This is a genomic window from Streptomyces sp. NPDC101152 (genome assembly GCF_044768275.1).
Classification (GTDB): domain Bacteria; phylum Actinomycetota; class Actinomycetes; order Streptomycetales; family Streptomycetaceae; genus Streptomyces.
This window is the reverse complement of sequence record NZ_JBIWPO010000007.1, coordinates 223922-245550: the sequence shown is the minus strand read 5'-3', so window position 1 is coordinate 245550 and position 21629 is coordinate 223922. Positions and strand designations below refer to the sequence as shown.

Here is a 21629-nt window from a genome sequence, read left to right as displayed (position 1 = left end):
CGTAGGGCTGTGATGACCGCACGATCCGCAACTGCTCACAACAACGCAGCAGTCGACGGCACGCTTGTCACCGGTACGCAGCGGGGGCAGGTCAGGCCTCCTCGACCACCGCGCTGACCGGCGTCCCGATCTCGACCGTGCGGCTGACCGTGCACAGCCGGTCGTGGGAGACCGCGACCGCCCGGGGCAGGATGGCGCGGGCACGGTCACCGGAGGCGCCCGCCGGGAAGGTGACCGAGAAGCGGACCTCGAGGCCGGTCATCCGGTTGCCCAGCTCGTCGCTGACCTTGTCGCCGCTCACGGTGACGGTGAACCCGTCCGGCTCCGCGTGCCGGCTGGTGGCCACGTCGACGTCGACCGCCGTGCAGCCGCCGAGCGCGGCGAGCAGCAGCTCGACCGGCGTGAACAGCGTGCCCTCGCCGGTACCGAATTCGACCGTGCCACCACGCGCGTTCGTCGCGGTGAAGCGGCCGGCACCGGTCCGCTCCACGGTGACGGCACGCAGAGAACCCTCGCTCATGGACCAACCCATCTCTCAGGCGTCGTTTTCCAGTCATCCTCCAGGAAATCGGTGCCCTACGCCGAGATGAGCACGGGTGCGCCAGGAGCGTGAGTCAGTAAGGGGTTGGCGGCCAGTTCTCTGCTCGATGGGAGGTTCGGGTCTGTGACGGGGCCGGGACGCCCGGCTGGTCAGGTGACCAGAGCGGCGAGTCCGGTGGTTCCGGCGTGTCGGAAGATCTCTCAGGATGGAGGCGGGGCGCGTGATCGGCCCGCCGACCGGATGGTTTCGTCGGGCCGGTGGACGAGGAGGACCGTGGGAGACGGGCGGCGATGAGTGACACCCACGTCACAGTGATTCCGGCCGATCCGTACCGTCAGCCGAGCGAGGAGGCGACGAAGCGGGCGGCGGGCCTGCCGTCCGTGATACTCCCCGGCGACGACGCCCGCCGCGGTCTGGAGGCTAAGCGGTGTCGGCCGCCGCCGCGTTCGGCGCCCGGGTGCCCGTGGTGCCGAAGCGGATGCCCTTGGCCTCCTTGCCGACGGCGCTGAGCACGACCACCGCGCCGAGGGCGGGGACGACGGTCCAGGCGATCGCCGGTGGATAGCCGTGGTGTCGGGCGATGGCTTCCTGGATGGGCAGGTTGAGAGCGGCGATCAGGTTTCCGAGCTGGTAGGTGACACCGGGGTAGAAGCCCCGGATGGCGTCCGGGCTCATTTCGGTCAGGTGCGCGGGGATGACGCCCCAGGCTCCCTGGACGCAGACCTGCATCAGGAAGGACGAGAGCATCAGCCAGCCCACGGTCGTGGACAGCACGAAGAACGGCACCACCACCAGGCCACCGGCCGCCGCGATCATGATCGTGCGGCGCCGGCCCAGTTGCTCGGACACGGCGCCGAGCAGGGCGCCGCCGATCATGGCGCCGATGTTGTAGACCACCGCGATGGCGATGGACGTGTCGGCGGACAGGCCGAGGCCCTTCTTCACGAAGGTCGGGTAGACGTCCTGGGTGCCGTGGGACATCCAGTTGAAGGCGGTCATCAGGGCGACGAGGTAGACGAAGCGCTTGAGCACCGCGGGATTCCTCAACACCTGGTGGGCGGGGGTGCGGTTGAGCGCGACGCTCTTCTCCCACACCTCGCTCTCCTCCACCCGGGTGCGCACCCACAGGGCGACCAGGGCGGGCACCAGGCTGAAGGCGAACAACCCGCGCCAGCCGAAGGCGGGTTCGATGCCGAGGAACGCCACGGCGGCGAGCAGGTAGCCCAGCGAGTAGCCGCTCTGCAGCAGCCCGGACCAGAAACCCCGCCGCTCGGCCGGGATCTTCTCCATGGCGAGGGCCGCTCCCAGGCCCCACTCGCCGCCCATGCCGATGCCGTACAGCAGGCGCAGCACCAGCAGCACCGTGTAGTTGGGCGCGAAGGCACAGGCGAACCCGACGATCGAGTAGAAGACGACGTCGACCATGAGCGGGAGCCGGCGGCCCCGGCGGTCGGCCCACAGGCCGAACAGGAAGGCACCGACCGGCCGCATGACCAGGGTGGCGGTGGTGAGGAACGCCATGTCGGTGAGGGAGACATGGAAGTCGTCGGCGATCTCGCTGTAGACGAGGACGACGAGGAAATAGTCGAAGGCGTCCATCGCCCAGCCCAGGTAGGCCGCGACGAAGGCGTTGCGCTGATCCTTGGTGAGCCCCGTCGCCTGTTCCCGAACGGTCTTCAGCATGCCGGCCCTTCCCATGGTTCCGCAGGTCAGGCTAGGTCGGGGCGGGGAGGCGAACAATGCAAGGACCGGCAAAACACACGCCACGATTGCCCCAAGGGCCACGGACGGCAGGTCCTGTGGCTCACTCCAACGCCCCCTTTCCTGTTCGGCGTTGGTGTTCGCGCGCGGATGTTCGCGCAGGCCGGAGACCTGCGACCGGAGCTCGACCAACCGCTGTTCGCATGTTCTTGCCCAAGTCCCCCCGCGCCGCTGTTCTGGAGCCGGCCACGGACGGCGCGTACCGCCGAAGGCCGTCACCCGTCCCTTCAGGAAGGAGACCGGAATGATCTGGAAGGCAGCCGGCACGAGAGCCAGGTCCCTGGCGGGAGCGGTCATGGCAGCCGCCCTGCTCGGAACCTGTTCGATCCTCGCCACGCCCGCGCAGGCCGCGAGCACCTGTCAGAACCACAACGCGGACAACTTCAACATCGGAGTCTGCGCGAACCAGTTCAGCATCAGCTCGGTGAAACCGGACATCTACGTCAACCACGTGGGCACCACCAGCGGGTGCAGCATCGAGATCGAACTCTGGAGCGACAACGGCTACGGCAAGCTGTCGGACAAGGTCTCGCACGACTGCACGACCAAGCACCAGGAGGGCAACACCTACACCTGCGACCCCAAGCACGGCTACTCCGAGAAGGTGCACGCCGACGCCTACCTGCGCACCCGCGACGGGGGCTTCCGGGTCGGTCGGAGCGACAGCGTCCAGCTGACCTGCTACCCGTCCTGACCGGAAAACGGAGAGAGGGCCCCGCATGTCCAACACCTCGCGCCGAGTGCTCGGCGTGCTGCTGTCCGGCATCGCGCTCGCCGGAGTGATACCCGCCGTCGCGTCCGCCGCTCCCGCGGCTCCCGACCCCGCGGCCTGCTACAACAAGCCGAGCCAGTCGACGTGTCGGAACATCGACCCGGTGGACTCCAAGTGCAAGAAGGACGCGTACGTCGCCAAGCACGCGGAACTGAACATCTACGGCACCATGCAGAACTGGTACTCCCCACACTGCAGGACCAACTGGGCGCAGTTCGTGCCCAACGGGAACGTCCCCAAGGACGGGACGGCGAACATCTCCCTGCGCGTCTGCCTGCACAATTCCAACATCTGTTCCGACGAGTACAGCATCTTCCGCACCTCGAGGAGCCAGCCCCCCTGGTCCAACATGGTGTACGCCGACACAGCGGTCGCCACGGCGTGGTTCACCGTCTCCGACACGCCCTACGGCTGGGGTGTCCAGGACTCGGTGAGCGTCTGATGCGGCCCACACGCAAGGCCCTGGCCGTCGTCACGGCCGCGCTGGCCCTGACCGGAGCCATGTCCGCCTCCGCCGCCGGCGCGGCCGCCGAGGTGAACGGCACCGTCGTCGCCTCCGCCGGGCTCAAGGTGCACTCCGGCTCACCGACCGGCTCGACGATCGACACCATGCCGTACAACAGCGTGGCACGGATCTACTGCTACACCACCGGCGCGTCCGTGACCGGCCCGTACGGCACGACCGACGAATGGGACGCCATCGACGGGTACACCCCGCCCGGTGGTTCCTACGTCGCCTACGGAGCCGGCAAGAAGGTGTTCGCCTCGGACGCCTGGATCAACACCGGGGGCGACACCGCCAAGCTGGTCAGACACTGCTGACAGCGCCGCCCACGCACCCCGGCGGCCGACGGTTCACCGCCGGCCGCCGGACGGGCCGAGGGCCTCGGCCGTCACTTCTGGTGGAGGCGGACCCAGACGACGACGTCGAAGGTGACCTGGTCCGGCGTGCCGGTCGGGTCCCGTTGGACATCTGTGACGCGCAACATGGCCACCCGGTCCTCGCTGGTGATGTCGCACAGCAGCACGCCGGGGCGGATGGCGGGGGCGCGCAGTTCGACGCCGTAGTGCTGTTCGCGCGCGCACTCGTCGAACCTTCCGACGTCCCCGGCCGGGAGCACTGCCATGTCCGCGTTGCCCAGACCGGTCAGCAGGTGATCACTGTCGGTGAACTCCATGTCGTGGTGCGGGAAGCCCGGCGACGTGCGCACGTTCCAGTCGGGGGCGAGCGAGTCGAGATCCACCACCCTGCCGGGGACCATGACGAGGGGACCGTGGCGCCGCTCGGGTTCGGGCGTGACCGCTGGAGGCTGAGCCGCGGTGGCGGACCGGTGGACGAGCGGGCGGGCGCCGCCCGCGGTAACGGGGTCGCTGTCCGCGCCGGGCAACGCGCCAGCGCTGATGCCGGCCGCCAGAGCGGCTCCGGCCCCGACGGCGAGGACCGCTCCCCACCTGCCGCGCCACCACGACCGGGGCGGCGGGGACGCCGGGGGAGGAAGTGCGGGGCCCGGCGCCGGGCCCGTGTCGTGCTCGCGGTCCAGGTCGGCCCGTGCCCGCTTCCACCGGCCGGCCCAGCGAGCCTGGTCCTCCTCGTCCGCGCCACAGGCCCGGACGAAGGCCAGCGTGGTCTCCAGCGTGGGCAGCTTCCGGCCCGCGGCGGCCGTGGACAGGGTGCTGTGCGCGCACCCGGCCCGGCGGGCCATCGACCGGTAGTCGGGCAACCCGGCCTGCTCGCGCAACCGCCGCAGACCGGCGGCGAAGTCCTGCACGGTCCCGGCGGAGGGGTCCGGCTCCCTGTGTAACGGTGTCCCGTCAGCCATGTCCACGGCAGGCAGTCAAGCAGAGGCCGGTCAGTGCCTGGACGGTCTTGAACCGACCATGACCACCGGCGCCGCGACCCCGGCACGCTGTCCGCTCAGCGGACCCGCCTTCCCACCACAGGGCGGTGTGAGTGAATGCCCCTAAACTGGGACAAGCACTCCATGGATGATCGAGGGCAACGTGTCGGCCAACGGTAGGGCATCGAGCTCGTACCCGCTCGGCGCCGCGGGTGTCGGCGAAGCGCCCGAACGCGACGACGTGTTGGTCAGGGCCGTGGTCCACGCCGTGGAGGTCACCGGCGCGCACACCGGAAGCGTGTTCCTGCTCTCCGGCGACCGCCGCTCGCTGGTGGTGGCCGCGTCCTGCGGGACACCGCCCTCCCTGCTCAGCGGGTGGCGACGGATCCCGGTGGGCAGCCGTATTCCGGTGGCGGAGGCGTACCGCTCCGGGCACCTGGTCCACCTGGCCGGCCCGGAGGAGACGATGCGGCGCTTCCCCCAGCTCTCGATCGCCCTGCCCTACCCCTTCGGCTCCGCGTCCGTCCCCGTACGGGCCGGTGAGCGGACGTTCGGCGCCATCGCCGTGGTGTGGACGGCCAGGCCGGACGGGACGGGACTGTCGAGGGCGCAGCGCGGGAAGCTGCGCTCCGCCGCCGACCGGCTGGGCACCGCCCTCGCCGGACTGCGGGCCCGCGGCCTGTTCGGCGAGTACGACGAGCGGACGGATCCGGTGCTGGTGCCGCTGCCGTCCGCTCCGGTGATCCGGGTGGGCCTGTTCGACTGGGACCTGCGTACCGGGGCCCTCACCGCCGACGACGAGCTGTGCGCGATCTGCGGGATCCCGCCCCGCGAGTTCGACGGCCGGGCGGCCACGCTGGCGGCCTCCATCGAACCGGCGGATCTGCCCGGTTTCCGGTCCGCCGCCCGTGCCGCGGTCGAGGAGGGGCACGTCCTGGCGCACGGTCTGCGCATCCTGGACGGCCATGGCGGGCACCGCGTCGTCGAGCTGTGGGGCAGGGTGCCGGACAGCCACGACGACCCTCAGGCCGCCTGCCACCTGGTCGGCGCCGTGCTCGACTCCGGGAGCGGAATGGCCGCCGTCGCGGCGATCGAGCGGCTCGCGGACGGTTTCTTCGCGCTCTCCCCCGACGGACGCCTCGCCTACGCCAACCACAGCCTGGAGGACCTGCTGGGGGTCCGCCAGGACGAACTGCTCGGCCGACGCCCCTGGGACGTCCTGCCATGGCTGGCCGACCCCGTGTACGAGGACCGCTACCGGGCCGCCCTCGTCTCCCAGCAACCCGTCTCCTTCCTGGTGCGCCGCCCACCCGACGAGTGGCTGGTCTTCTCCCTGCACCCGGGCGCCCAGGGCATGACGGGATGGGCCTCACGCGTACGGCAGCCCGTACCGGCCGGCACCGGACCCGGTGCGCCGGTCGCCGAGGAGGGCCCGCCCGTCTCTCTGGCACCCCCGCTCGGGGCTCCTCGCGTGGGCGCCCTCTACCGTGTGCTCACGCTGGGCAGCGCCCTCACCGAGGCGGTCACCGCGCACGAGGTGTTCGACGCCGTCGCCGATCAGCTGCTGCCCGCCTTCGGCGGCCAGAAACTGGCGATCGCCGTGGTGGAGGAGCGACGCCTGCACCTGCTCGCCCAGCGCGGCTACTCGAAACGCTTCCTCGCCCGGTTCGAGGGCACCCCACTGCACGCCCGGCTGCCCGTGACGGACGCGCTGACCTCCGGTGCCCCACTCTTCGTCGAGTCGCGCGAGCAGCTGCGCGAGAGCTACCCCGGGCTCATCGTGGGGCACACCAACTCCTGGGCGTTCCTGCCCCTGATCGCCTCGAACCGCCCGGTCGGCGCCTGCATGCTCGGCTTCGACGACATCCACCGGTTCCCGGACGAGGAGCGCGGGGTCCTCACCGCGCTGGGCGGCCTGATCGGCCAGGCCCTGGAACGGGCCAGGCTCTACGACGCCGAGTTCGCCCTCGCCCGCGGCCTGCAGGACGCGCTGCTGCCGCACCGGCTGCCCACGGTGCCGGGCCTGCAGGTCGCCGGGCGCTACCTTCCGGGCACCCGGGGGATGGACATCGGCGGCGACTGGTACGACGTCATCCCGTCCGGCGACGAGGTCGCCCTGATCGTCGGGGACGTCGAGGGCCACAACGTGCCCGCCGCGGCCTCCATGGGTCAACTGCGCAGCGCCATGCGGGCGTTCGTCGCCGCCGGCCACCGGCCGAGTGACGTCGTCGCCGGCACCAACCGGCTCCACATGGACCTCGACCCGGCGCTCCTCGCCAGCTGCTGCTACGTCCGGTTCCATCCCCGCTCCGGCAGTGTGCGCATCGTCCGCGCGGGCCATCTCCCGCCCCTGCTCCGCCTGCCCGACGGGCACACCACGATCCTGGACGTGCCCGGCGGCCCGCTGCTCGGCATCGACGCGACGGCGCACTTCCCGGAGTCGGAACTGCGGCTGACTCCCGGGTCGGTCCTGGTCCTCTACACGGACGGGCTGATCGAGCGGCGCGACTCGGACATCGGCTCCGACGTCGAGCGGCTCCGGACGTCTCTGGCCCGCCGGGGCGGAGGAAACCTGGACGATCTGGCCGACGGACTGCTGCGGGACGCCTGTCACGCCTCCCCGGACAGGGCGGACGACATCGCACTCCTGCTCACCGAGTTCAGTAGCGTGGAGGGATGAGAAAACATGGGGGGAGGCTCGCAGTCGTCGCGAGCCTGGTGGCCGGCGCGGCCCTGGTACTGGGCGGCTGCGGCACGATCAGAGCAGGGGACACCGGCACGGCGGACGCCGGCGCGGCGCAGCTCGGGTTCAAGGAGTACGCGGGCGCGGTGGACTACCCGTCGGTGACCAACGGCCCGCACGACAAGGGGTACGTGGCGCCCCGCGAGGGCCTGCGCCAACTGGTGCCACTGGGTGACTGCGTCCTGGGAGAGGGGACGTTCGCCAACGGGTACCGCTATGTGAACGTCAACTGGACCGGTTCCCACGGCTGCACGAGGCTCTCCATCACCCCGAAGCCGGGCGCAGCCGGCGAGACCGACGTGCCGTACTCCATGCGCAGCGGCTGGCTCGGTGGCGGCCTGCCGGGCGACGTGGTGGTGCCGTGGGGCGACGGTTCGCTGATCGGTGTCGGCGCCAGGTTGACACGCCGGGCGCCGGACGGCGAGCAGGTCCGGCTCGCCATGCTGCCGCTGACGTTCAACACCCGCCCCGAGCAGGAGACCGCGGACGACGCCTCGGTGAACACCGCGGTGAAGGTCGGCTCGCTCCTGTTGATCGGCGGCGGCCAGACCGTCGGCCAGGTGGAGTCTCCGTACGTGTTCGCGTCCGACGACGCGGGCAGGACCGTGCGTCGCGTGCCGCTGCCGCCGATCGACGGCCGGCAACCGTCCACGCCCGTGGGCGACTTCGGCGTCCACGGCAGGGAGGTCGTCGCCTTCGGCGCGGCGGCGACCAACGCCTACGACTTCCACTCCACGGGCACGATCCCGTTCTGGCGCAGCGCGGACGGCGGCGAGCACTGGACGTCCGGCGCCATCACCGGGACGCCACCCGGCACACAGGTGCACAGCGTCCTGTACGCGTCGGGCCGCTGGTTCGCCCTGGGCGGCCATGCCAAGGCCGGCGCTTTCTACGACTCCCTGCCGCTGGTTCTCACCAGCCAGGACGGCACCCACTGGACCCGGACGGACACGTCGGCCATGGGCACCGGCGTGATCACCGCCGCGACCGTCGACTCCGCGGGTCATCCGGTCCTGGTCGGCTCGGCCCCCCGGCCCAAGTCCAAGCCCAACACCCGCACAGTGCTGTGCGGTTCCGTCTGGGTCGGCGACGGGACGGCCAAGGGCTGGAAACGCGGCGGCCTCGGCTGCAGCGAGGACCCCCCGAGCGCGGCGGTCACCCTCGCGGACGGTCGCGTGCTGATCGCGGGCAACCGGGACCTCTGGCTCTCTCGAAGCCCGGGGCCGGGGCAGGATCACAGGTCTTGATCACCCGTTGTCGTACCCCTGTGGTGAGGTGACGTCAGACGACGAAGAGGGAGAGGCGGAGGGGACGATGGGCGAGCGTACGGCGTGGCGGCCGTTTCTGGAGCAGTGGAGCGCGGAGTGGATCGCGGGGCACGACCAGGAGAAGGACGCACCGCTCGCGCGGGAGGTCGTACGGGACGCCTGGCTCGGGTTCGGGCCGGCGAGTGAGGCGGAGGTCGTCGCGGCCGAGGCCCGGCTGGGGCGCCGACTGCCGCCTTCCCTGCGGGAGTTCCTGCTGGTCACCAACGGGTGGCGGGACGCGGGCAACTTCATCTACCGGCTGGCCGGAACCACGGAGCTGGAATGGCTGCGGGACACCGACGACCGCACGTGGATCGAGGTCTGGGAAGACCTCGCGGAGGTCGACGTCGAGGACGGCGAGGACGGCGAGGAAGCTTTCGGCGTTCAGGAGGCGAAGGTCCTCGCCCGCTCCCTGCGCCTGTCCCTCGAGGGGGACGCGGCGGTCATGCTGCTCGACCCCGACGACGTGGACGAGGACGGCGAGTGGGCGGCGTACTGGCTCGCCTCCTGGTCCGGCGAGGGACCGCGACGGTACGACTCCTTCCACGACCTCATGCGCCGGCAGTGGGTGTCCTTCCACGCGCTGCGCAGGCCGCCTGGCGCCACCCGGGACCACTGGGACGCGGAGGTCGAGCGGGCACGCTGCGAGGCGCTGTCCGGGGCCGTCGAGGGCCCGCTGTCGGTGTTCGCCCAGGCGCACGAGTACGGGCGGGACCGGGCGGACGTGCTGAGCATGCAGATGAAGGCGATGCTCGGCGACTGGCGCGGGCAGATCGCGAACCTGATGTGGTACCGCCCGGGGAACGACGACCTCCTGCTCAGCCCGCTGTTCGCCGCGGAACTCCTGCCGCTCCTGGTCCGCCAGGACCAGCTCGCCCACCCCCACGACCTGCGGCCCCTGCCGCGGCTCAAGGAGTACGCGCCCCCATCCGTGCGGGCACTCGTCGCCGACTACGAAGCCCGGACGGCCGAGCCGGGCTTCCGACTCTCCTTCGGGGGACCGGAGTTCGACGCGGCCGTGCACGCCGTCACCGACCGCCTGGCCGCACACCCGGCCTTCCAGGCCTCCGCCGAGTCGCCGCTGCCCACGGGGCCGATCGTCGTCACCCTGTACGCGGTCGACGGGCCTCGGCCCGAACCCGACCCGCTGTCCGACCCCGCCAAGGCCCGCGCGGCTCTGTGCGCCGAAGCCTGGCCCGAACTCCGTGCGGCGCTACGCCTGTGGCACCCCGTGGGCGAGGACCACATCGCCCCGATCTCCCTGTTCGCCGATCCGGTCCTGGCCCAGCTGATCACCTCGGACCGCGGCCGCGAAATCCTGACCACGCCCCGAGGCACGGTGACCGACACCCGGTAGGCTCCACGCCCCAGCCACCGGCCCCCCTGCCACCGCCCCCCTGGCTCGCGCCGACACGTCCGCCAGGACGATGTCGCTCACCCCAGGAAGGTCAGTCGGACCTGACGGTTGAGATTGTCCTTGTTGGTGTCCACCAGGCACACCGACTGCCAGGTGCCCAGCTCCAGCGCGCCGTCCACCACCGGCAGGGTCGCGTGCGGCGGTACGAGGGCCGGGAGGACGTGGTCGCGGCCGTGGCCCGGGCTGCCGTGGCGGTGCTGCCAGCGGTCGTCGGCGGGCAGCAGGGTGTGGAGGGCGGCGAGGAGGTCGTCGTCGCTGCCGGCGCCCGTCTCGATCACGGCGATCCCGGCGGTGGCGTGCGGGACGAAGATGTTCAGCAGGCCGTCGCGCCCGCCGGCCACCTCGCGCAGGAAGGCCTCGCAGTCGCGGGTCAGGTCGGCGACCCTCTCCGCTGAGCCGGTGGTGACGTTCAGGACTCGGGTGGTGAAGACATCGGACATGACCCCATCCTGGCCCATACGCCGGGTTTCATTCGTGCGCCGCGGCCCGCCCGTTGATATCGGAGGTCCAGTCCGCGAGACACCGTTGACCGTGCACCGACGATCTGGCTACGTTCGCCCCATGTTGCGTTCAGCCCTGCTCACCACGCGCGGTCACATCGACCTGCTGCGGGTGGCCTCCGCCGCGTGTTGTCGCGGCTGCTGACGCCTTCCTCCTCTCGCCTTCCTCCGCTCTCTCTCCGCTGACCGGCGCGGCCACCGTCCCGCGCCCTGTCATGCCCCAGCGGTGACGAGGCGCGCTCCCCGTACCCCGGTCGCTCTCCCCTCCTCGGAGCATCATGAGCATCAGCCACGCCCCACCCGGTTCCCCTGAATCCGATATTTCGGGAATATCGGGTCAGGGCGCCGAGAACTCGCCCCTCCCCGACCAGAACCGCGACCTCGGTCTCACCCCCATCGTCCCCGTCTCCGCCCGCCGCACCCGGGTCCCCCGCTGGCTGCGTCGCACCACCGGCCCCGTCCTGTTGCTCGCGCTGTGGCAACTTCTCAGCAGCACCGGCGGGTTGACGCCCGATGTCCTCGCCTCGCCGGGGCGTATCGGGCAGGTCGGCTGGGATCTGATCGCCGACGGTTCCCTGCCCGGCGCCATCGGGACCTCGCTGCGGCGCGTGGCCGGCGGACTGCTGCTGGGCACGGTGATCGGCGTCGGACTGGCCCTGGTGTCCGGCCTGTTCAGGATCGGCGAGGACCTGGTGGACGCGCCGGTGCAGATGCTGCGGACCGTGCCGTTCGTCGGCCTGATACCGCTGTTCATCATCTGGTTCGGCATCGGCGAGGCCCCGAAGATCGCCATCATCACGCTCGGTGTGACCTTCCCGCTCTACCTCAACGTCTACGCCGGCATCCGGGGCGTGGACTCCCAACTCATCGAGGCCGGTGAGTCGTTGGGGCTCTCCCGCTGGGGGTTGGTGCGGCACGTCGTGCTGCCGGGGGCGCTGCCCGGCGCTCTCACCGGCCTGCGCTACTCGCTGGGTATCGCCTGGCTGGCCCTGGTCTTCGCCGAGCAGGTCAACGCCGACTCCGGCATCGGGTTCCTGATGGTCCAGGCGCGGGACTTCCTGCGCACGGACGTCATCGTCGTCTGCCTGATCGTCTACGCCTTCCTCGGCCTGCTGGCCGACTTCGTCGTCCGTACCCTCGAAAGGCTGTTGCTGCAATGGCGACCGACGTTCACCGGCCGGTGAGCCCCGGCCCGGTGGCCACCCAGGCCGTACCGACCGCCCAGGCCGTCCACGTCGAGGGGCTGACCCGCTCCTTCGACGGCCGTGCCGTCATCGACGACCTCCGGCTGGACGTCCGGCCGGGCGAGTTCGTGGCCCTGCTCGGGCGCAGCGGCTGCGGCAAGTCCACCCTGCTGCGGATCCTGGCAGGCCTCGACCGCGACATACAGGGCACCGTTCTGGTCCCGCGCCGCAAGGCCGTCGCCTTCCAGGCACCGCGCCTCATGCCGTGGAAGAAGGTGTGGCGCAACGTCCTGCTGGGACTTCCCGACAAGCCCCGGCGCGCCGTCGCCGACCGGGCCCTCGAGGAGGTGGGGCTCGGTCACCGCAGCGACGCCTGGCCCAAGACCCTCTCCGGCGGTGAGGCCCAACGCGCCTCGCTGGCCCGGGCGTTGGTGCGTGAGCCGGATCTGCTGCTGCTCGACGAGCCGTTCGGCGCGCTCGACGCGCTCACCCGGATCACGGCGCAGCGACTGGTCGGCGAGCTGTGGCGACGGCGCGGCTGTGCCGTGCTGCTGGTCACGCACGACGTAGAGGAGGCCGTCCTGCTCGCCGACCGCGTCCTGGTGATGGACGACGGGGTCATCGCGCACGAACAGCCCATCGACCTCGCCCGTCCCCGTGACATCGCCGCCCCCCGCTTCGCCGAGCTGCGCGCGGGCCTGCTGGAACGGCTCGGCGTCGACGGCGCCGCCGAAGCCACTTGAACTCCCCCTCACCCCTCCCCTGTTGCACAGAACGGAACATCATGCGACGCCGCCTCGCCCCCGCCGCACTGCTCCTCCCCCTCGCCCTCCTGCTCGCCGCCTGCGGCGGGAACTCCGCGGCCGACACCGGCGGCTCGGTCGACGGCAAGGGCTCCCTGACCCTCGACGTCGGTGACCAGAAGGGTGGTTCTCAGGCCATCCTGGAGGCCGCGGGAGAGTTGAAGAACCTCGACTACAAGATCAAGTGGTCGACGTTCACCTCGGGCCCGCCGCTGCTGGAAGCCGTCAACGCCCAGGCCGTCGACATCGGTGGGGTCGGCAACACCCCGCCCGTCTTCGCGGCCGGCGCCGGCTCGAAGATCACGGTGGTGGCCGCCTGGCACGGCACCTCCAAGGGCGACGCCATCCTCGTACCGGACAACTCCAAGCTGGCCGGCACCAAGGACCTCAAGGGCAAGTCGGTCGCCGTGGCGCAGGGTTCGTCCGCCCACTACCAGTTGGTGGCCTCGCTGAAGCAGGCCGGACTGAGCCTGAGTGACGTGAAGGTCAAGTACCTCCAGCCGGCCGACGCGCTGGCCGCGTTCACCTCCGGCAAGGTCGACGCGTGGGCGGTGTGGGACCCGTACACCTCACAGGTCCTCAAGGCCAAGCAGGGCCGGGTGCTGACCACGGGTGACGGGATCACCAACGGCCTCACCTTCCAGGTGGCGGCGCCGAGCGCGCTGGGGGACGCGAAGAAGGCCGAGGCCATCAAGGACTACCTCGAGCGGCTGCGCCGCGCCTACAAGTGGGTGTACTCGCACGAGGACGAGTGGGCGAAGGTCTGGGCGAAGGAGACCGGGCTGCCCGACGACGTCGCGCTGGCCGCGGTGAAGCGGACCTACACCACCCGCGTCGCGGTCGCCGTCGACCAGCAGCTCATCGCCTCCGAGCAGCAGATCGCCGACACCTTCACCCGGCTGAAGCTGATCCCGGGCAAGGTCGACTTCGGCGCCTTCACGGACACGCGCTACAACGGCGGCCTGCCGCCGTCCACGACCGCGCCGCGTCCCTCGGAGGGCTGAGGGGCGGTGACCGGGCGGGAAGACCCACGGCCTCCCCGCCGTTAGTAGAAATGTGAACAACACGCGCGAGGTCGAGGTCGTCGTCATAGGCGCTGGTCAGGCAGGTCTGTCCAGCGCCTATCATCTGCGCCGCACCGGTTTCGAGCCGGAGCGGGACTTCGTGGTGCTGGACCACTCCCCCGGCCCGGGCGGCGCCTGGCAGTTCCGCTGGCCCTCGCTGACGTACGGCAAGGTGCACGGCATGCACGCGCTGCCCGGCATGGAACTGACGGACGCCGACCCCGCGCGGCCGTCGTCCGAGGTGATCGCCGAGTACTTCGCGACGTACGAGCAAGCCTTCGACCTGCGGGTACGGCGGCCCGTCGACGTCCGTGCCGTGCGCGAGGGCGAGGGCGGGCGGCTGCTCGTCGAGACCTCGGACGGCACCTGGTCCACGCGCGCGCTGATCAACGCGACCGGCACCTGGGACCGGCCGTTCTGGCCGCGCTATCCCGGCCAGGAGACGTTCCGGGGGCGGCAGTTGCACACCGCGCAGTACCCCGGGCCCCAGGCGTTCGCCGGGCGGCGGGTGGTCGTGGTCGGCGGTGGCGCGTCCGGTACACAGCACCTGCTGGAGATCGCCGGGTACGCGGCCGCGACGACCTGGGTCACCCGGCGTCCGCCCGTCTTCCACGAGGGCCCGTTCACCGAGGAGTACGGCCGGGCGGCCGTCGCGCTGGTGGAGGAGCGGGTGCGGCAGGGGCTGGTGCCGCAGAGCGTCGTGACGGTGACGGGGCTGCCGCTCAACGACGCGATCCGGCAGGGCATCGCCGACGGGGTCCTCGACCGGCAGCCCATGTTCGACCGCATCACGCCGGACGGCGTGGAGTGGAACGACGGGCGGCGCGTGGCGGCCGACGTCATCCTGTGGGCCACCGGCTTCCGGGCCGCCATCGACCATCTCGCGCCGCTCCGGCTGCGCGAGCCGGGCGGCGGGATCCGGGTCGAGGGCACCCGCGCGGTCGCCGATCCGCGGATCCACCTGGTCGGCTACGGCCCGTCGGCCAGCACCATCGGCGCCAACCGGGCCGGCCGGGCGGCCGTACGGGACATCAGGCGGCTGCCGGCGCTGGTGCCGGCCGCGGCGTGAGGTCCCGTCGGATCACCTGGCCGGACTCGCGCTCTTCTGGCGGGCGTTGAACTCCGCCACGTTGCGCTGGTGTTCGGCGAAGTCGGCGGTGAAGCGGGTGTCGCCCGGCTTGACGGTGACGAAGTACAGCCAGTCCCCCGGCGGCGGGTTGAGCGCGGCACGCATCGCCTCCTCGCCCGGGTTGTCGATCGGCGTGGGCGGCAGCCCCATGCGCTGGTACGAGTTGTAGGGGCTGTCGATGCGGGTGTCGCTGTCGCTCGTCCGCAGCGTCGCGCGGTTCAGGGCGTAGTTGACGGTCGAGTCCATCTGCAGCGGCATCCCGCGCTCGAGCCGGTTGAGGATGACCCGTGCCACCTTGCCCATGTCCGCCTTCGAGGCGGCCTCGGCCTGCACGATGCTCGCCACGGTGACCGCCTGGTACAGGTTCATCGCGTTGCGCTGCGCGCCGGCCGCCACCGGGGCGGCGGTGAACTTCCGGTTGGCCGTGTCGACCATGTACGACAGCAGGGACTCGGGAGTCGCCTTCTTGCCGTTCCGTTCCAGCGGATAGGTCGCCGGGAAGAGATAGCCCTCCGGGTTGCCCGCGGCGTCGTTCGGCAGCCTCAGGCCGGCCTGGGGGATCGACTTCCTGGTGGTGCCGGGGGGCAGGGCCAGGGCCTTGTCCACCGCGGCGTAGACCTGCCCCGCGCGCCAGCCCTCCGGGATCACCAGCGACGCCGGCCTGGCGGCCTGCTCCCGCTCCAGGGTCAGCAGCGGCACCGCCACGGCCGTGCCGGCCACGACGGCTCCGGTCGCGATGAGGGCGATGCGGCCCCTGCGCGTCAGTCGAATCGTGCTCCGAGTGCTCCGTGGCGGAGTGTTCTGGTACATGCGGGCACGGTAACCCGCATACCGTCACAAACCCGGCATATCTTCAGCTTGTCGGTTCCAGTTGGGCATCCCGGCGTACGAGCGCCGCGTACCGCCCGTCCTGCTCCAGCAGTTCCTCGTGCGTCCCCCGCTCGGCCACCCGCCCGGCGTCGAGCACCACGATCTGGTCGGCCCCGCGGATGGTGGACAGACGGTGCGCGATGGTGAGCGTGGTGCGGTTGGCCGACAGGGCGTCGATGGCGTCCTGGACGGCCGCTTCGGTGCGGGTGTCGAGGGCGCTGGTCGCCTCGTCGAGGATGAGGACCGGCGGGTCGCGCAGGATGGTGCGGGCGATGGCCAGGCGCTGTTTCTCGCCGCCGGAGAAGCGGTGGCCGCGCTCGCCGACGACGGTGTCGTAGCCCTCGGGCAGGGACGCGATGTGCTCGTGGATCTGGGCCGCGCGGGCCGCCTGTTCGAGCTCCTCGTCGGTCGCGTCCGGCTTGGCGAAGCGCAGGTTCTCGGCGACCGAGGCGTGGAAGAGGTACGTCTCCTGCGAGACGACGCCGACCGCGCGCGCGAGGGTGTCGAAGTCGAGGTCGCGGACATCGACGCCGTCCAGGGTGACCCGGCCGCCGGTGACGTCGTACAGGCGCGGCACGAGATAGCCGAGCGTCGACTTCCCGGCGCCGGTCGGGCCGACGACCGCGAGGCTGCTGCCCGCCGGGACGGTGACGTCGATGCCCTCGAGGACGGGCCCACCCTTGTCGTCGTACCGGAACTCGACGTCCTCGAAGCGGACCTCGCCCTTGATCCGGTCGAGACGGGCCGGGTCCTCGCGCTCGGTGATGTCGACGGGCAGGTCGAGGTACTCGAAGATGCGCTGGAAGAGGGCGAGCGAGGTCTGGATCTGGACACCGGTCGCCAGCAGGCTCACTGCCGGGCGGAACAGGCCCTGCTGGAGCGAGACGAAGGCGACGATCGTGCCGATGGAGACCTTCGGGCCGCCGAGCTGGAGGGCCATGCCCGCGGTCCAGTAGATGACCGCCGGCATGGCGGCCATGACGATGGTGATGACGGCCATCCGCCAGCGCCCGGCCATGTTCGAGCGGACCTCGAGGTCGACCAGGCCCTCGGACTCCTCGGCGAAGGACTTCGTCAGTGAGTCGGAGCGGCCCATGGTGCGGCCGAGCAGGATGCCGCTGACGGAGAGCGACTCGGTGACCGTCGCGGCCATCACGGCCATCTGCTTCTGCCGCTGGGTGGTGATCTTCTTGCGCTCCCTGCCGACGCGGCGGCTGATCCACACGAAGACCGGGAGCAGGAGGAGGGAGACCACGGTCAGCCGCCAGTCCAGGGCGATCATGGCCACGACGGTGGCGACCACGCTGGTCAGGTTGGAGACCAGGGAGGTGGCCGTCGAGGTGACGGTGGCCTGCATGCCCCCGATGTCGTTGGCGATGCGGGACTGGACCTCACCGGTGCGGGTGCGCGTGAAGAACGCCAGCGACATGCGCTGCAGGCGGCCGTAGACCGCGGTGCGCAGGTCGTGCATGACGCGTTGGCCGACGGTCGTCGAGATCAGGGTCTGCAGCACGCCGAAGACGCTGGTCAGCACGGCGCTGACGATCATGCCGAGCGCGAGCAGGGTGAGCAGGCCGGTGCGGCCCTGGGGGATGGCGACGTCGAGGGTCGCCTTCAGCAGGAAAGGGGTGGCCACGGACACCAGCGACGAGGCGCCGACCAGGAGGCCGACGACGGCGAGGCGGCCGCGGTAGGGACGGAAGAGCTTCAGGATGCGGCGCACCTGCCGGGGCTGCTCCTTGGCGTCGGCCGGCGGTGTCCAGCGGGGTTCTCGATCGGGATGCATGGGCTCCTACGGGAGGTGTGAGGACGAAGACTGGCGGAGCTTAGCTCATTGTTACCTATACTCACAATGAAAGACGTCCTGATATTGTTCCCGTATGACCACCCCCGATCCCGAGGGCCTGCTCGCCGAGCAACTGCTGCACTTCACGCGCCGGGTGCACCGCATCCAGAAACGGCACATCGAGCAGTGCGGCCTGGGCGTCACCCCCGCCCAGTCACGGCTGCTGCGCACGCTGGCGCACTACGGCTCACCCCCGCGCATGGCCGATCTCGCGGAGCGCCTGGAGGTGGTCCCGCGGGCCGTGACCTCACTGGTCGACGGCCTGGAGGCGAGCGGCAAGGTACGCCGGGTGCCGGATCCGACGAATCGCCGGGTGATCCGCATCGAACTCACGGACGACGGCCGCAAGGCGCTGCGTGAGGTACGGAGCGCTCGCCGCGGGGCCGCGGCGGAGATCCTGGCACCGTTGAGCGCCGAGCAGCGTGCGTTGCTCGGCAGCTTGCTCGACACGCTGATGGACGATGCCCCGGAGAGAGGGGCGCGCTGCGGGTAGGGGCGGTACGGCTTGTGGGCGGCTGCGGGTGATTCGTGGCTGGTCGCGCAGTTCCCCGCGCCCCTACACACCCGCAGCCGCCCGCGAACCGCCGCCCCCGAGCTACTGGGCGACAGAAGCCTCCCGCGGCGCCGGCGCCTCCTCGGCGACGAGAACCTCACCGTCCAGCACCCGCTTCGCCCGGTCGAGATCCAGCGCGTTCTCCCAGCGGGACACCGCGAAGACCGCCACACAGTTGCCGAGCAGGTTCGTCACCACCCGCATCGAGTCCATGATCCGGTCCACGCCCAGCAGCAGCGCCACCGCTCCGGCCGGGATCGCGCCGAGCGAGGAGGCCGTCGCGGACAGGGCGAGGAAGGCGGAACCCGGGATGCCGGCCATGCCCTTGCTGGTGAGCATCAGGACCAGCACCACGGTGATCTGCTGGCCCGGGCTGAGGTCGACCCCGACCGCCTGCGCGATGAACAGCGTGCCGATGGAGAGGTAGAGCGAGGCTCCGTCGAGGTTGAAGGAGTAGCCCGTGGGCAGCACCAGCCCCACCGCGTCGTCGCGCGCGCCCGCCCTGCGCAGCTTCTGCATCACGCGCGGCATGACGGACTCGGTGGAGGCGGTACCCAGCGCGAGCAGCATCTCCTCGCGGATGTAGCGCAGGAACTTCCAGAGGCTGAGCCCGGTGACCGCCCGCAGGGCGACGGCCAGCAGCGCGATGAACAGCGCGGCGGCGACGTAGCACAGCACGATCAGCTTGGCGTACGTCTCGATCACACCGAGCCCGTACTGGCCGATCAGGACCGCCATCGCGCCGAACACGGCTATCGGGGCCAGCCGCATGACGAAGCCGACGATCGCGAAGATGATCTCCTGTGCCTGCTCCACGGCGGGCAGCACCTGCGGCACCTTCGTGTGGCCCAGGTGCAACAGCGCGGCGCCCACCAGGCAGGCCAGGACGAGGACTTGCAGCAGCGAGTTCTCGGCGAAGGCGCCGAGGAAACTGGTGGGCAGGGCGTTGAGGACGAACTGCGTCGTCGAGGGCAGCTCACCGCCGCCCGTCTTCGCGTCGACCGCCTTGGTGCTCAGCGTGGCCGGGTCGACGTGCATGCCCGAGCCGGGCTGGACGAGGTTCGCCGCCAGCAGCCCGACGAGCAGGGCGACCGTGCTCGCGACCTCGAACCAGACCAGCGCCTTCAGGCCGATCCGCCCGAACGCCTTGAGGTCTCCGGCCTTGGCGATGCCGACGACGACCACGCAGAACACGAGGGGGGAGATGATCGTCTTGATGAGCCGGGTGAAACCGTCGCCGAGCGGCTGGAGGTCCGTGGCCACGCCGGGCCACAGCCTTCCGACGACGATTCCGAGCACCAGCGCACAGAGGACCTGCGTGAACAGAGAGGTCCGCAGTATGCGTGCGACCCGTCGCGGTACGGACGGGACCGGCGGGACGGAGGGAACGGACGGCGGCACGGGCACTCCTGAGGGGGGACGTCAACCTCGCGGAAGCCGGAGAGACTTCTGCGATACGGAAAGCGGCTTCCGTGACGATCACTCTCAGGGTGTCGTTGATCCCGTGGGGAACGTCTGTGTTGCGGACACGTAAATCCCGCTCAGCAACGCTCCCGATCCACCGTCAGCACCCCCTGCACACTCACCAACTCCCGGTCGTAGCACCCGCCCGACCCGTACAGCCGATACCGCTCCGTCGTCGTCCCCACGGCGCGCCGCTGATCCCGTGGCACGCCGGTCGTGTACGTCGCGTCGCCGCCCACCGTGTCGTCCAGCCGGGACCACCCCGTCCGCCGCCCGTCTCGCGACGCGACGACCGTGGCGCGGTCGCCCAACATCAGTACCGTCCGCAGCCGGGCGTCGTCGCCGATGGTGGTCGTGCCGTTCATCGTGTACGTCCGGTGCGTGGCCGTCGTACGGGACGGCCCGGGTCCGTCGACGGTGACGGACTGGTCGTCGCTCCAGGTGGCGTCGAGCCCGTCGACGTTCTCGCCGTCGGTCCAGCGGTGCACCGAGGTGTCGGCGAGCACGCGGCGGACGGTGGTCGTCACCCGGCCGTGCGAGGTGTCGACGTACCCGGCGACGGTCAGCCGGTGACCCGCCTCGGTGTCCACGCGTTCCGGTGAACCCGCGGTGTACGTCGAGGAGTTGGTGAGTCCGCCCGCGCGGTGCACGGTCAGTCCGCCGGTGACCTGCGCCCGCTTGGCGTCCTGCCACACGAGCACGTTGACCGGGGCGCTCCAGCCGCTCTGCCCCTGCGGCACGCCCACGACCGAGACCTCGACCTTGTGCGGGCGGCCGTCGTCGAGCAGGCCCGCGAAGGGGGTGAGGTCGTACTGGATCGGCTGGACGTCGAAGGCGCGGGGACCCGGAACGACGTACCAGAGGAAGGGGTTCGACCAGCCTCCGGTCCACACGTGCGGGAACGGCGCGGCGATCCCGGCCAGTTGGCCGTCGACCTTGATCTGGACCTCCCGGTAGGGGCCGCCGTCGGCCTGGCAGGAGTACGGCGCCTTGCCGGGGACCGCGAGGTACCAGAACTCCTCGCAGCCGCCGCCGGATCCGGTGGCGTACACCTCGGCGAGGACGCGTTCGCTGTTGCGCGGGGTGGTGAGCGTGTTGCCGTCGCCGAGAGTGAGAACCTTGTCGGGGGTCGCGGCGGCCGGTTTCCCGGCGTAGAAGGTCAACGTGACCTTGACGTCGATCACGCCGGTGTACGTGTCGTCGACGACGTTCCCGATGAGCATCTCGACGTCCTGGGCGGCGTGGAAGGTGTCGCTGTACCGCGTGACGTCCTTCTCGACGGACCAGGCGATGCCGTCGGGCGAGGGCTCGGGGGTGGAGGTGCGGAGGATCTCGACGCCGCCGACGTGCAGATATCCCAGGCGGTCGTACTGCCGTCCCTTGACCTTGCCGTCGAGGCGCAGGACGACCCTGCTCCAGCGGTCCCCGCAACCGGTCGGCGGGGTGTACGTGCCCCGATACGGGGTGAAGTCCCGGAACTGCGCCTCGGCGAGGGTCACTTGGCAGGACCGGCCGTGCGGTCTCGGCACGGGCGGGGCCGCGGTGACCGGGTCGTGCCAGTCGGTGCCGAACTCGGCGGGGACGTCGGCGGACTGGGCCGGCCCCGCCCCGAGGAGGACACTCGCCAGGAGGGTCATCCAGGCGAGCATGAACATGACGATCCGTCTCTTCATGGCCGGTGTTCTACGGCGAGTCGCCCGCTCCTGGCAATGACGCCTCCGCGACGGGCCGCCGGCGGCGTCCGGATCCGGCGGGCCGGGCAAAAAACCGTTTGCCTCCGAGCCCGCCGCGACGCGAGTCTGTCACGGTTTGCTGCCGCCGAATGCGGTTCCCTCCA

General features: G+C 71.1%; 19 protein-coding genes. 11 read left to right on the top strand and 8 right to left on the bottom strand.

The genetic code is table 11. The features are described from left to right. Nucleotides 1-91: 91 nt before the first annotated feature. On the bottom strand, nt 92-520 hold the full coding sequence (locus ACIRVK_RS12610; protein ID WP_404246037.1) for an OsmC family protein: 429 nt from the start codon (nt 518-520) through the stop codon (nt 92-94). Between the two features lie 441 nt (nt 521-961). After that, the gene (locus tag ACIRVK_RS12605) at nt 962-2224 is read right to left on the bottom strand and encodes an MFS transporter (RefSeq protein WP_404246035.1); all 1263 of its coding nucleotides are present in this window, start codon (nt 2222-2224) and stop codon (nt 962-964) included. A 322-nt stretch (nt 2225-2546) separates the two neighbouring features. On the opposite strand from ACIRVK_RS12605, the gene ACIRVK_RS12600 reads away from it, so the two are divergent. The 3 genes from ACIRVK_RS12600 to ACIRVK_RS12590 are packed head-to-tail and all read left to right on the top strand — an operon-like array spanning nt 2547 to nt 3896. Then, complete coding sequence (locus tag ACIRVK_RS12600; RefSeq protein WP_404246033.1) at nt 2547-2996, top strand: hypothetical protein; 450 nt, start codon at nt 2547-2549, stop codon at nt 2994-2996. Nucleotides 2997-3021: 25 nt separating this feature from the next. Beyond that, nucleotides 3022-3516 carry a DUF2690 domain-containing protein gene (locus tag ACIRVK_RS12595; RefSeq protein ID WP_404246031.1) on the top strand — a complete coding sequence of 165 codons (495 nt, stop codon included), beginning with the start codon at nt 3022-3024 and terminating at the stop codon, nt 3514-3516. After that, nucleotides 3516-3896 carry a hypothetical protein gene (locus ACIRVK_RS12590; protein ID WP_404246029.1) on the top strand — a complete coding sequence of 127 codons (381 nt, stop codon included), beginning with the start codon at nt 3516-3518 and terminating at the stop codon, nt 3894-3896. Before ACIRVK_RS12595 ends, ACIRVK_RS12590 begins: the two co-directional genes overlap by 1 nt. A gap of 71 nt (nt 3897-3967) precedes the next feature. On the opposite strand, the gene ACIRVK_RS12585 is transcribed toward ACIRVK_RS12590, so the two are convergent. After that, on the bottom strand, nt 3968-4843 hold the full coding sequence (locus tag ACIRVK_RS12585) for a helix-turn-helix domain-containing protein (RefSeq protein WP_404246027.1): 876 nt from the start codon (nt 4841-4843) through the stop codon (nt 3968-3970). A gap of 217 nt (nt 4844-5060) precedes the next feature. On the opposite strand from ACIRVK_RS12585, the gene ACIRVK_RS12580 reads away from it, so the two are divergent. The 3 genes from ACIRVK_RS12580 (at nt 5061) to ACIRVK_RS12570 (ending at nt 10319) form a co-directional block, all read left to right on the top strand. Further along, nucleotides 5061-7592 (top strand): SpoIIE family protein phosphatase, encoded by a 2532-nt coding sequence (locus tag ACIRVK_RS12580; RefSeq protein ID WP_404246025.1) that lies wholly within the window; start codon nt 5061-5063, stop codon nt 7590-7592. Continuing rightward, nucleotides 7589-8902, top strand: coding sequence for a sialidase family protein (locus tag ACIRVK_RS12575; RefSeq protein ID WP_404246023.1), 1314 nt, complete (start codon nt 7589-7591; stop codon nt 8900-8902). The genes ACIRVK_RS12580 and ACIRVK_RS12575 overlap by 4 nt, the downstream gene beginning before the upstream one ends. 67 nt (nt 8903-8969) lie before the next feature. Beyond that, nucleotides 8970-10319, top strand: a complete 1350-nt coding sequence (locus ACIRVK_RS12570; protein ID WP_404246021.1) for an SMI1/KNR4 family protein — start codon at nt 8970-8972, stop codon at nt 10317-10319. 77 nt (nt 10320-10396) lie between these two features. Here the strand turns inward: ACIRVK_RS12570 and ACIRVK_RS12565 are convergent, their stop codons facing one another. Then, nucleotides 10397-10819 carry a secondary thiamine-phosphate synthase enzyme YjbQ gene (locus ACIRVK_RS12565; protein ID WP_404246019.1) on the bottom strand — a complete coding sequence of 141 codons (423 nt, stop codon included), beginning with the start codon at nt 10817-10819 and terminating at the stop codon, nt 10397-10399. A gap of 338 nt (nt 10820-11157) precedes the next feature. On the opposite strand from ACIRVK_RS12565, the gene ACIRVK_RS12560 reads away from it, so the two are divergent. Genes ACIRVK_RS12560 through ACIRVK_RS12545 form a run of 4 tightly spaced genes read left to right on the top strand, consistent with a single transcriptional unit; the run spans nt 11158 to nt 14999 of the window. Beyond that, nucleotides 11158-12063 (top strand): ABC transporter permease, encoded by a 906-nt coding sequence (locus ACIRVK_RS12560; RefSeq protein WP_404246017.1) that lies wholly within the window; start codon nt 11158-11160, stop codon nt 12061-12063. Further along, a complete protein-coding gene (locus ACIRVK_RS12555) occupies nt 12036-12806 on the top strand; it encodes an ABC transporter ATP-binding protein (RefSeq protein ID WP_404246015.1) in 771 nt (256 codons plus the stop codon). Before ACIRVK_RS12560 ends, ACIRVK_RS12555 begins: the two co-directional genes overlap by 28 nt. Before the next feature lie 41 nt (nt 12807-12847). Beyond that, nucleotides 12848-13870, top strand: coding sequence for an ABC transporter substrate-binding protein (locus ACIRVK_RS12550; RefSeq protein ID WP_404246013.1), 1023 nt, complete (start codon nt 12848-12850; stop codon nt 13868-13870). Between the two features lie 52 nt (nt 13871-13922). Next, entirely contained in the window at nt 13923-14999 is a 1077-nt protein-coding gene (locus ACIRVK_RS12545; RefSeq protein WP_404246011.1) for an NAD(P)-binding domain-containing protein, read from the top strand. 12 nt (nt 15000-15011) lie between these two features. Here ACIRVK_RS12545 and mltG read toward each other — a convergent pair whose 3' ends face one another. After that, nucleotides 15012-15869, bottom strand: coding sequence for an endolytic transglycosylase MltG (gene mltG, locus ACIRVK_RS12540; protein WP_404246009.1), 858 nt, complete (start codon nt 15867-15869; stop codon nt 15012-15014). A 43-nt stretch (nt 15870-15912) separates the two neighbouring features. Then, entirely contained in the window at nt 15913-17715 is a 1803-nt protein-coding gene (locus ACIRVK_RS12535) for an ABC transporter ATP-binding protein (protein ID WP_404246007.1), read from the bottom strand. Between the two features lie 94 nt (nt 17716-17809). Here ACIRVK_RS12535 and ACIRVK_RS12530 point away from each other — a divergent pair, with 94 nt between their 5' ends. Continuing rightward, the gene (locus ACIRVK_RS12530; protein WP_404246005.1) at nt 17810-18268 is read left to right on the top strand and encodes a MarR family winged helix-turn-helix transcriptional regulator; all 459 of its coding nucleotides are present in this window, start codon (nt 17810-17812) and stop codon (nt 18266-18268) included. Nucleotides 18269-18370: 102 nt separating this feature from the next. Here ACIRVK_RS12530 and ACIRVK_RS12525 read toward each other — a convergent pair whose 3' ends face one another. Both ACIRVK_RS12525 and ACIRVK_RS12520 read right to left on the bottom strand, forming a co-directional pair. Beyond that, a complete protein-coding gene (locus ACIRVK_RS12525) occupies nt 18371-19729 on the bottom strand; it encodes a cation:dicarboxylate symporter family transporter (protein WP_404246003.1) in 1359 nt (452 codons plus the stop codon). Between the two features lie 140 nt (nt 19730-19869). Next, nucleotides 19870-21465 carry a peptide-N4-asparagine amidase gene (locus ACIRVK_RS12520; RefSeq protein WP_404246001.1) on the bottom strand — a complete coding sequence of 532 codons (1596 nt, stop codon included), beginning with the start codon at nt 21463-21465 and terminating at the stop codon, nt 19870-19872. Between the last annotated feature and the right edge of the window lie 164 nt (nt 21466-21629).

What these genes read in the sequence shown, in the direction of transcription:
- ACIRVK_RS12610 (WP_404246037.1), bottom strand. Translation starts at nt 520, where the DNA reads ATGAGCGAGGGTTCTCTGCGTGCCGTCACCGTGGAGCGGACCGGTGCC.
- ACIRVK_RS12530 (WP_404246005.1), top strand. Translation starts at nt 17,810, where the DNA reads ATGACCACCCCCGATCCCGAGGGCCTGCTCGCCGAGCAACTGCTGCAC.
- ACIRVK_RS12550 (WP_404246013.1), top strand. Translation starts at nt 12,848, where the DNA reads ATGCGACGCCGCCTCGCCCCCGCCGCACTGCTCCTCCCCCTCGCCCTC.
- ACIRVK_RS12580 (WP_404246025.1), top strand. Translation starts at nt 5,061, where the DNA reads ATGATCGAGGGCAACGTGTCGGCCAACGGTAGGGCATCGAGCTCGTAC.
- ACIRVK_RS12600 (WP_404246033.1), top strand. Translation starts at nt 2,547, where the DNA reads ATGATCTGGAAGGCAGCCGGCACGAGAGCCAGGTCCCTGGCGGGAGCG.
- ACIRVK_RS12590 (WP_404246029.1), top strand. Translation starts at nt 3,516, where the DNA reads ATGCGGCCCACACGCAAGGCCCTGGCCGTCGTCACGGCCGCGCTGGCC.
- ACIRVK_RS12555 (WP_404246015.1), top strand. Translation starts at nt 12,036, where the DNA reads ATGGCGACCGACGTTCACCGGCCGGTGAGCCCCGGCCCGGTGGCCACC.
- mltG (WP_404246009.1), bottom strand. Translation starts at nt 15,869, where the DNA reads ATGTACCAGAACACTCCGCCACGGAGCACTCGGAGCACGATTCGACTG.
- ACIRVK_RS12595 (WP_404246031.1), top strand. Translation starts at nt 3,022, where the DNA reads ATGTCCAACACCTCGCGCCGAGTGCTCGGCGTGCTGCTGTCCGGCATC.
- ACIRVK_RS12535 (WP_404246007.1), bottom strand. Translation starts at nt 17,715, where the DNA reads ATGCATCCCGATCGAGAACCCCGCTGGACACCGCCGGCCGACGCCAAG.
- ACIRVK_RS12560 (WP_404246017.1), top strand. Translation starts at nt 11,158, where the DNA reads ATGAGCATCAGCCACGCCCCACCCGGTTCCCCTGAATCCGATATTTCG.
- ACIRVK_RS12565 (WP_404246019.1), bottom strand. Translation starts at nt 10,819, where the DNA reads ATGTCCGATGTCTTCACCACCCGAGTCCTGAACGTCACCACCGGCTCA.
- ACIRVK_RS12570 (WP_404246021.1), top strand. Translation starts at nt 8,970, where the DNA reads ATGGGCGAGCGTACGGCGTGGCGGCCGTTTCTGGAGCAGTGGAGCGCG.
- ACIRVK_RS12605 (WP_404246035.1), bottom strand. Translation starts at nt 2,224, where the DNA reads ATGCTGAAGACCGTTCGGGAACAGGCGACGGGGCTCACCAAGGATCAG.
- ACIRVK_RS12575 (WP_404246023.1), top strand. Translation starts at nt 7,589, where the DNA reads ATGAGAAAACATGGGGGGAGGCTCGCAGTCGTCGCGAGCCTGGTGGCC.
- ACIRVK_RS12520 (WP_404246001.1), bottom strand. Translation starts at nt 21,465, where the DNA reads ATGAAGAGACGGATCGTCATGTTCATGCTCGCCTGGATGACCCTCCTG.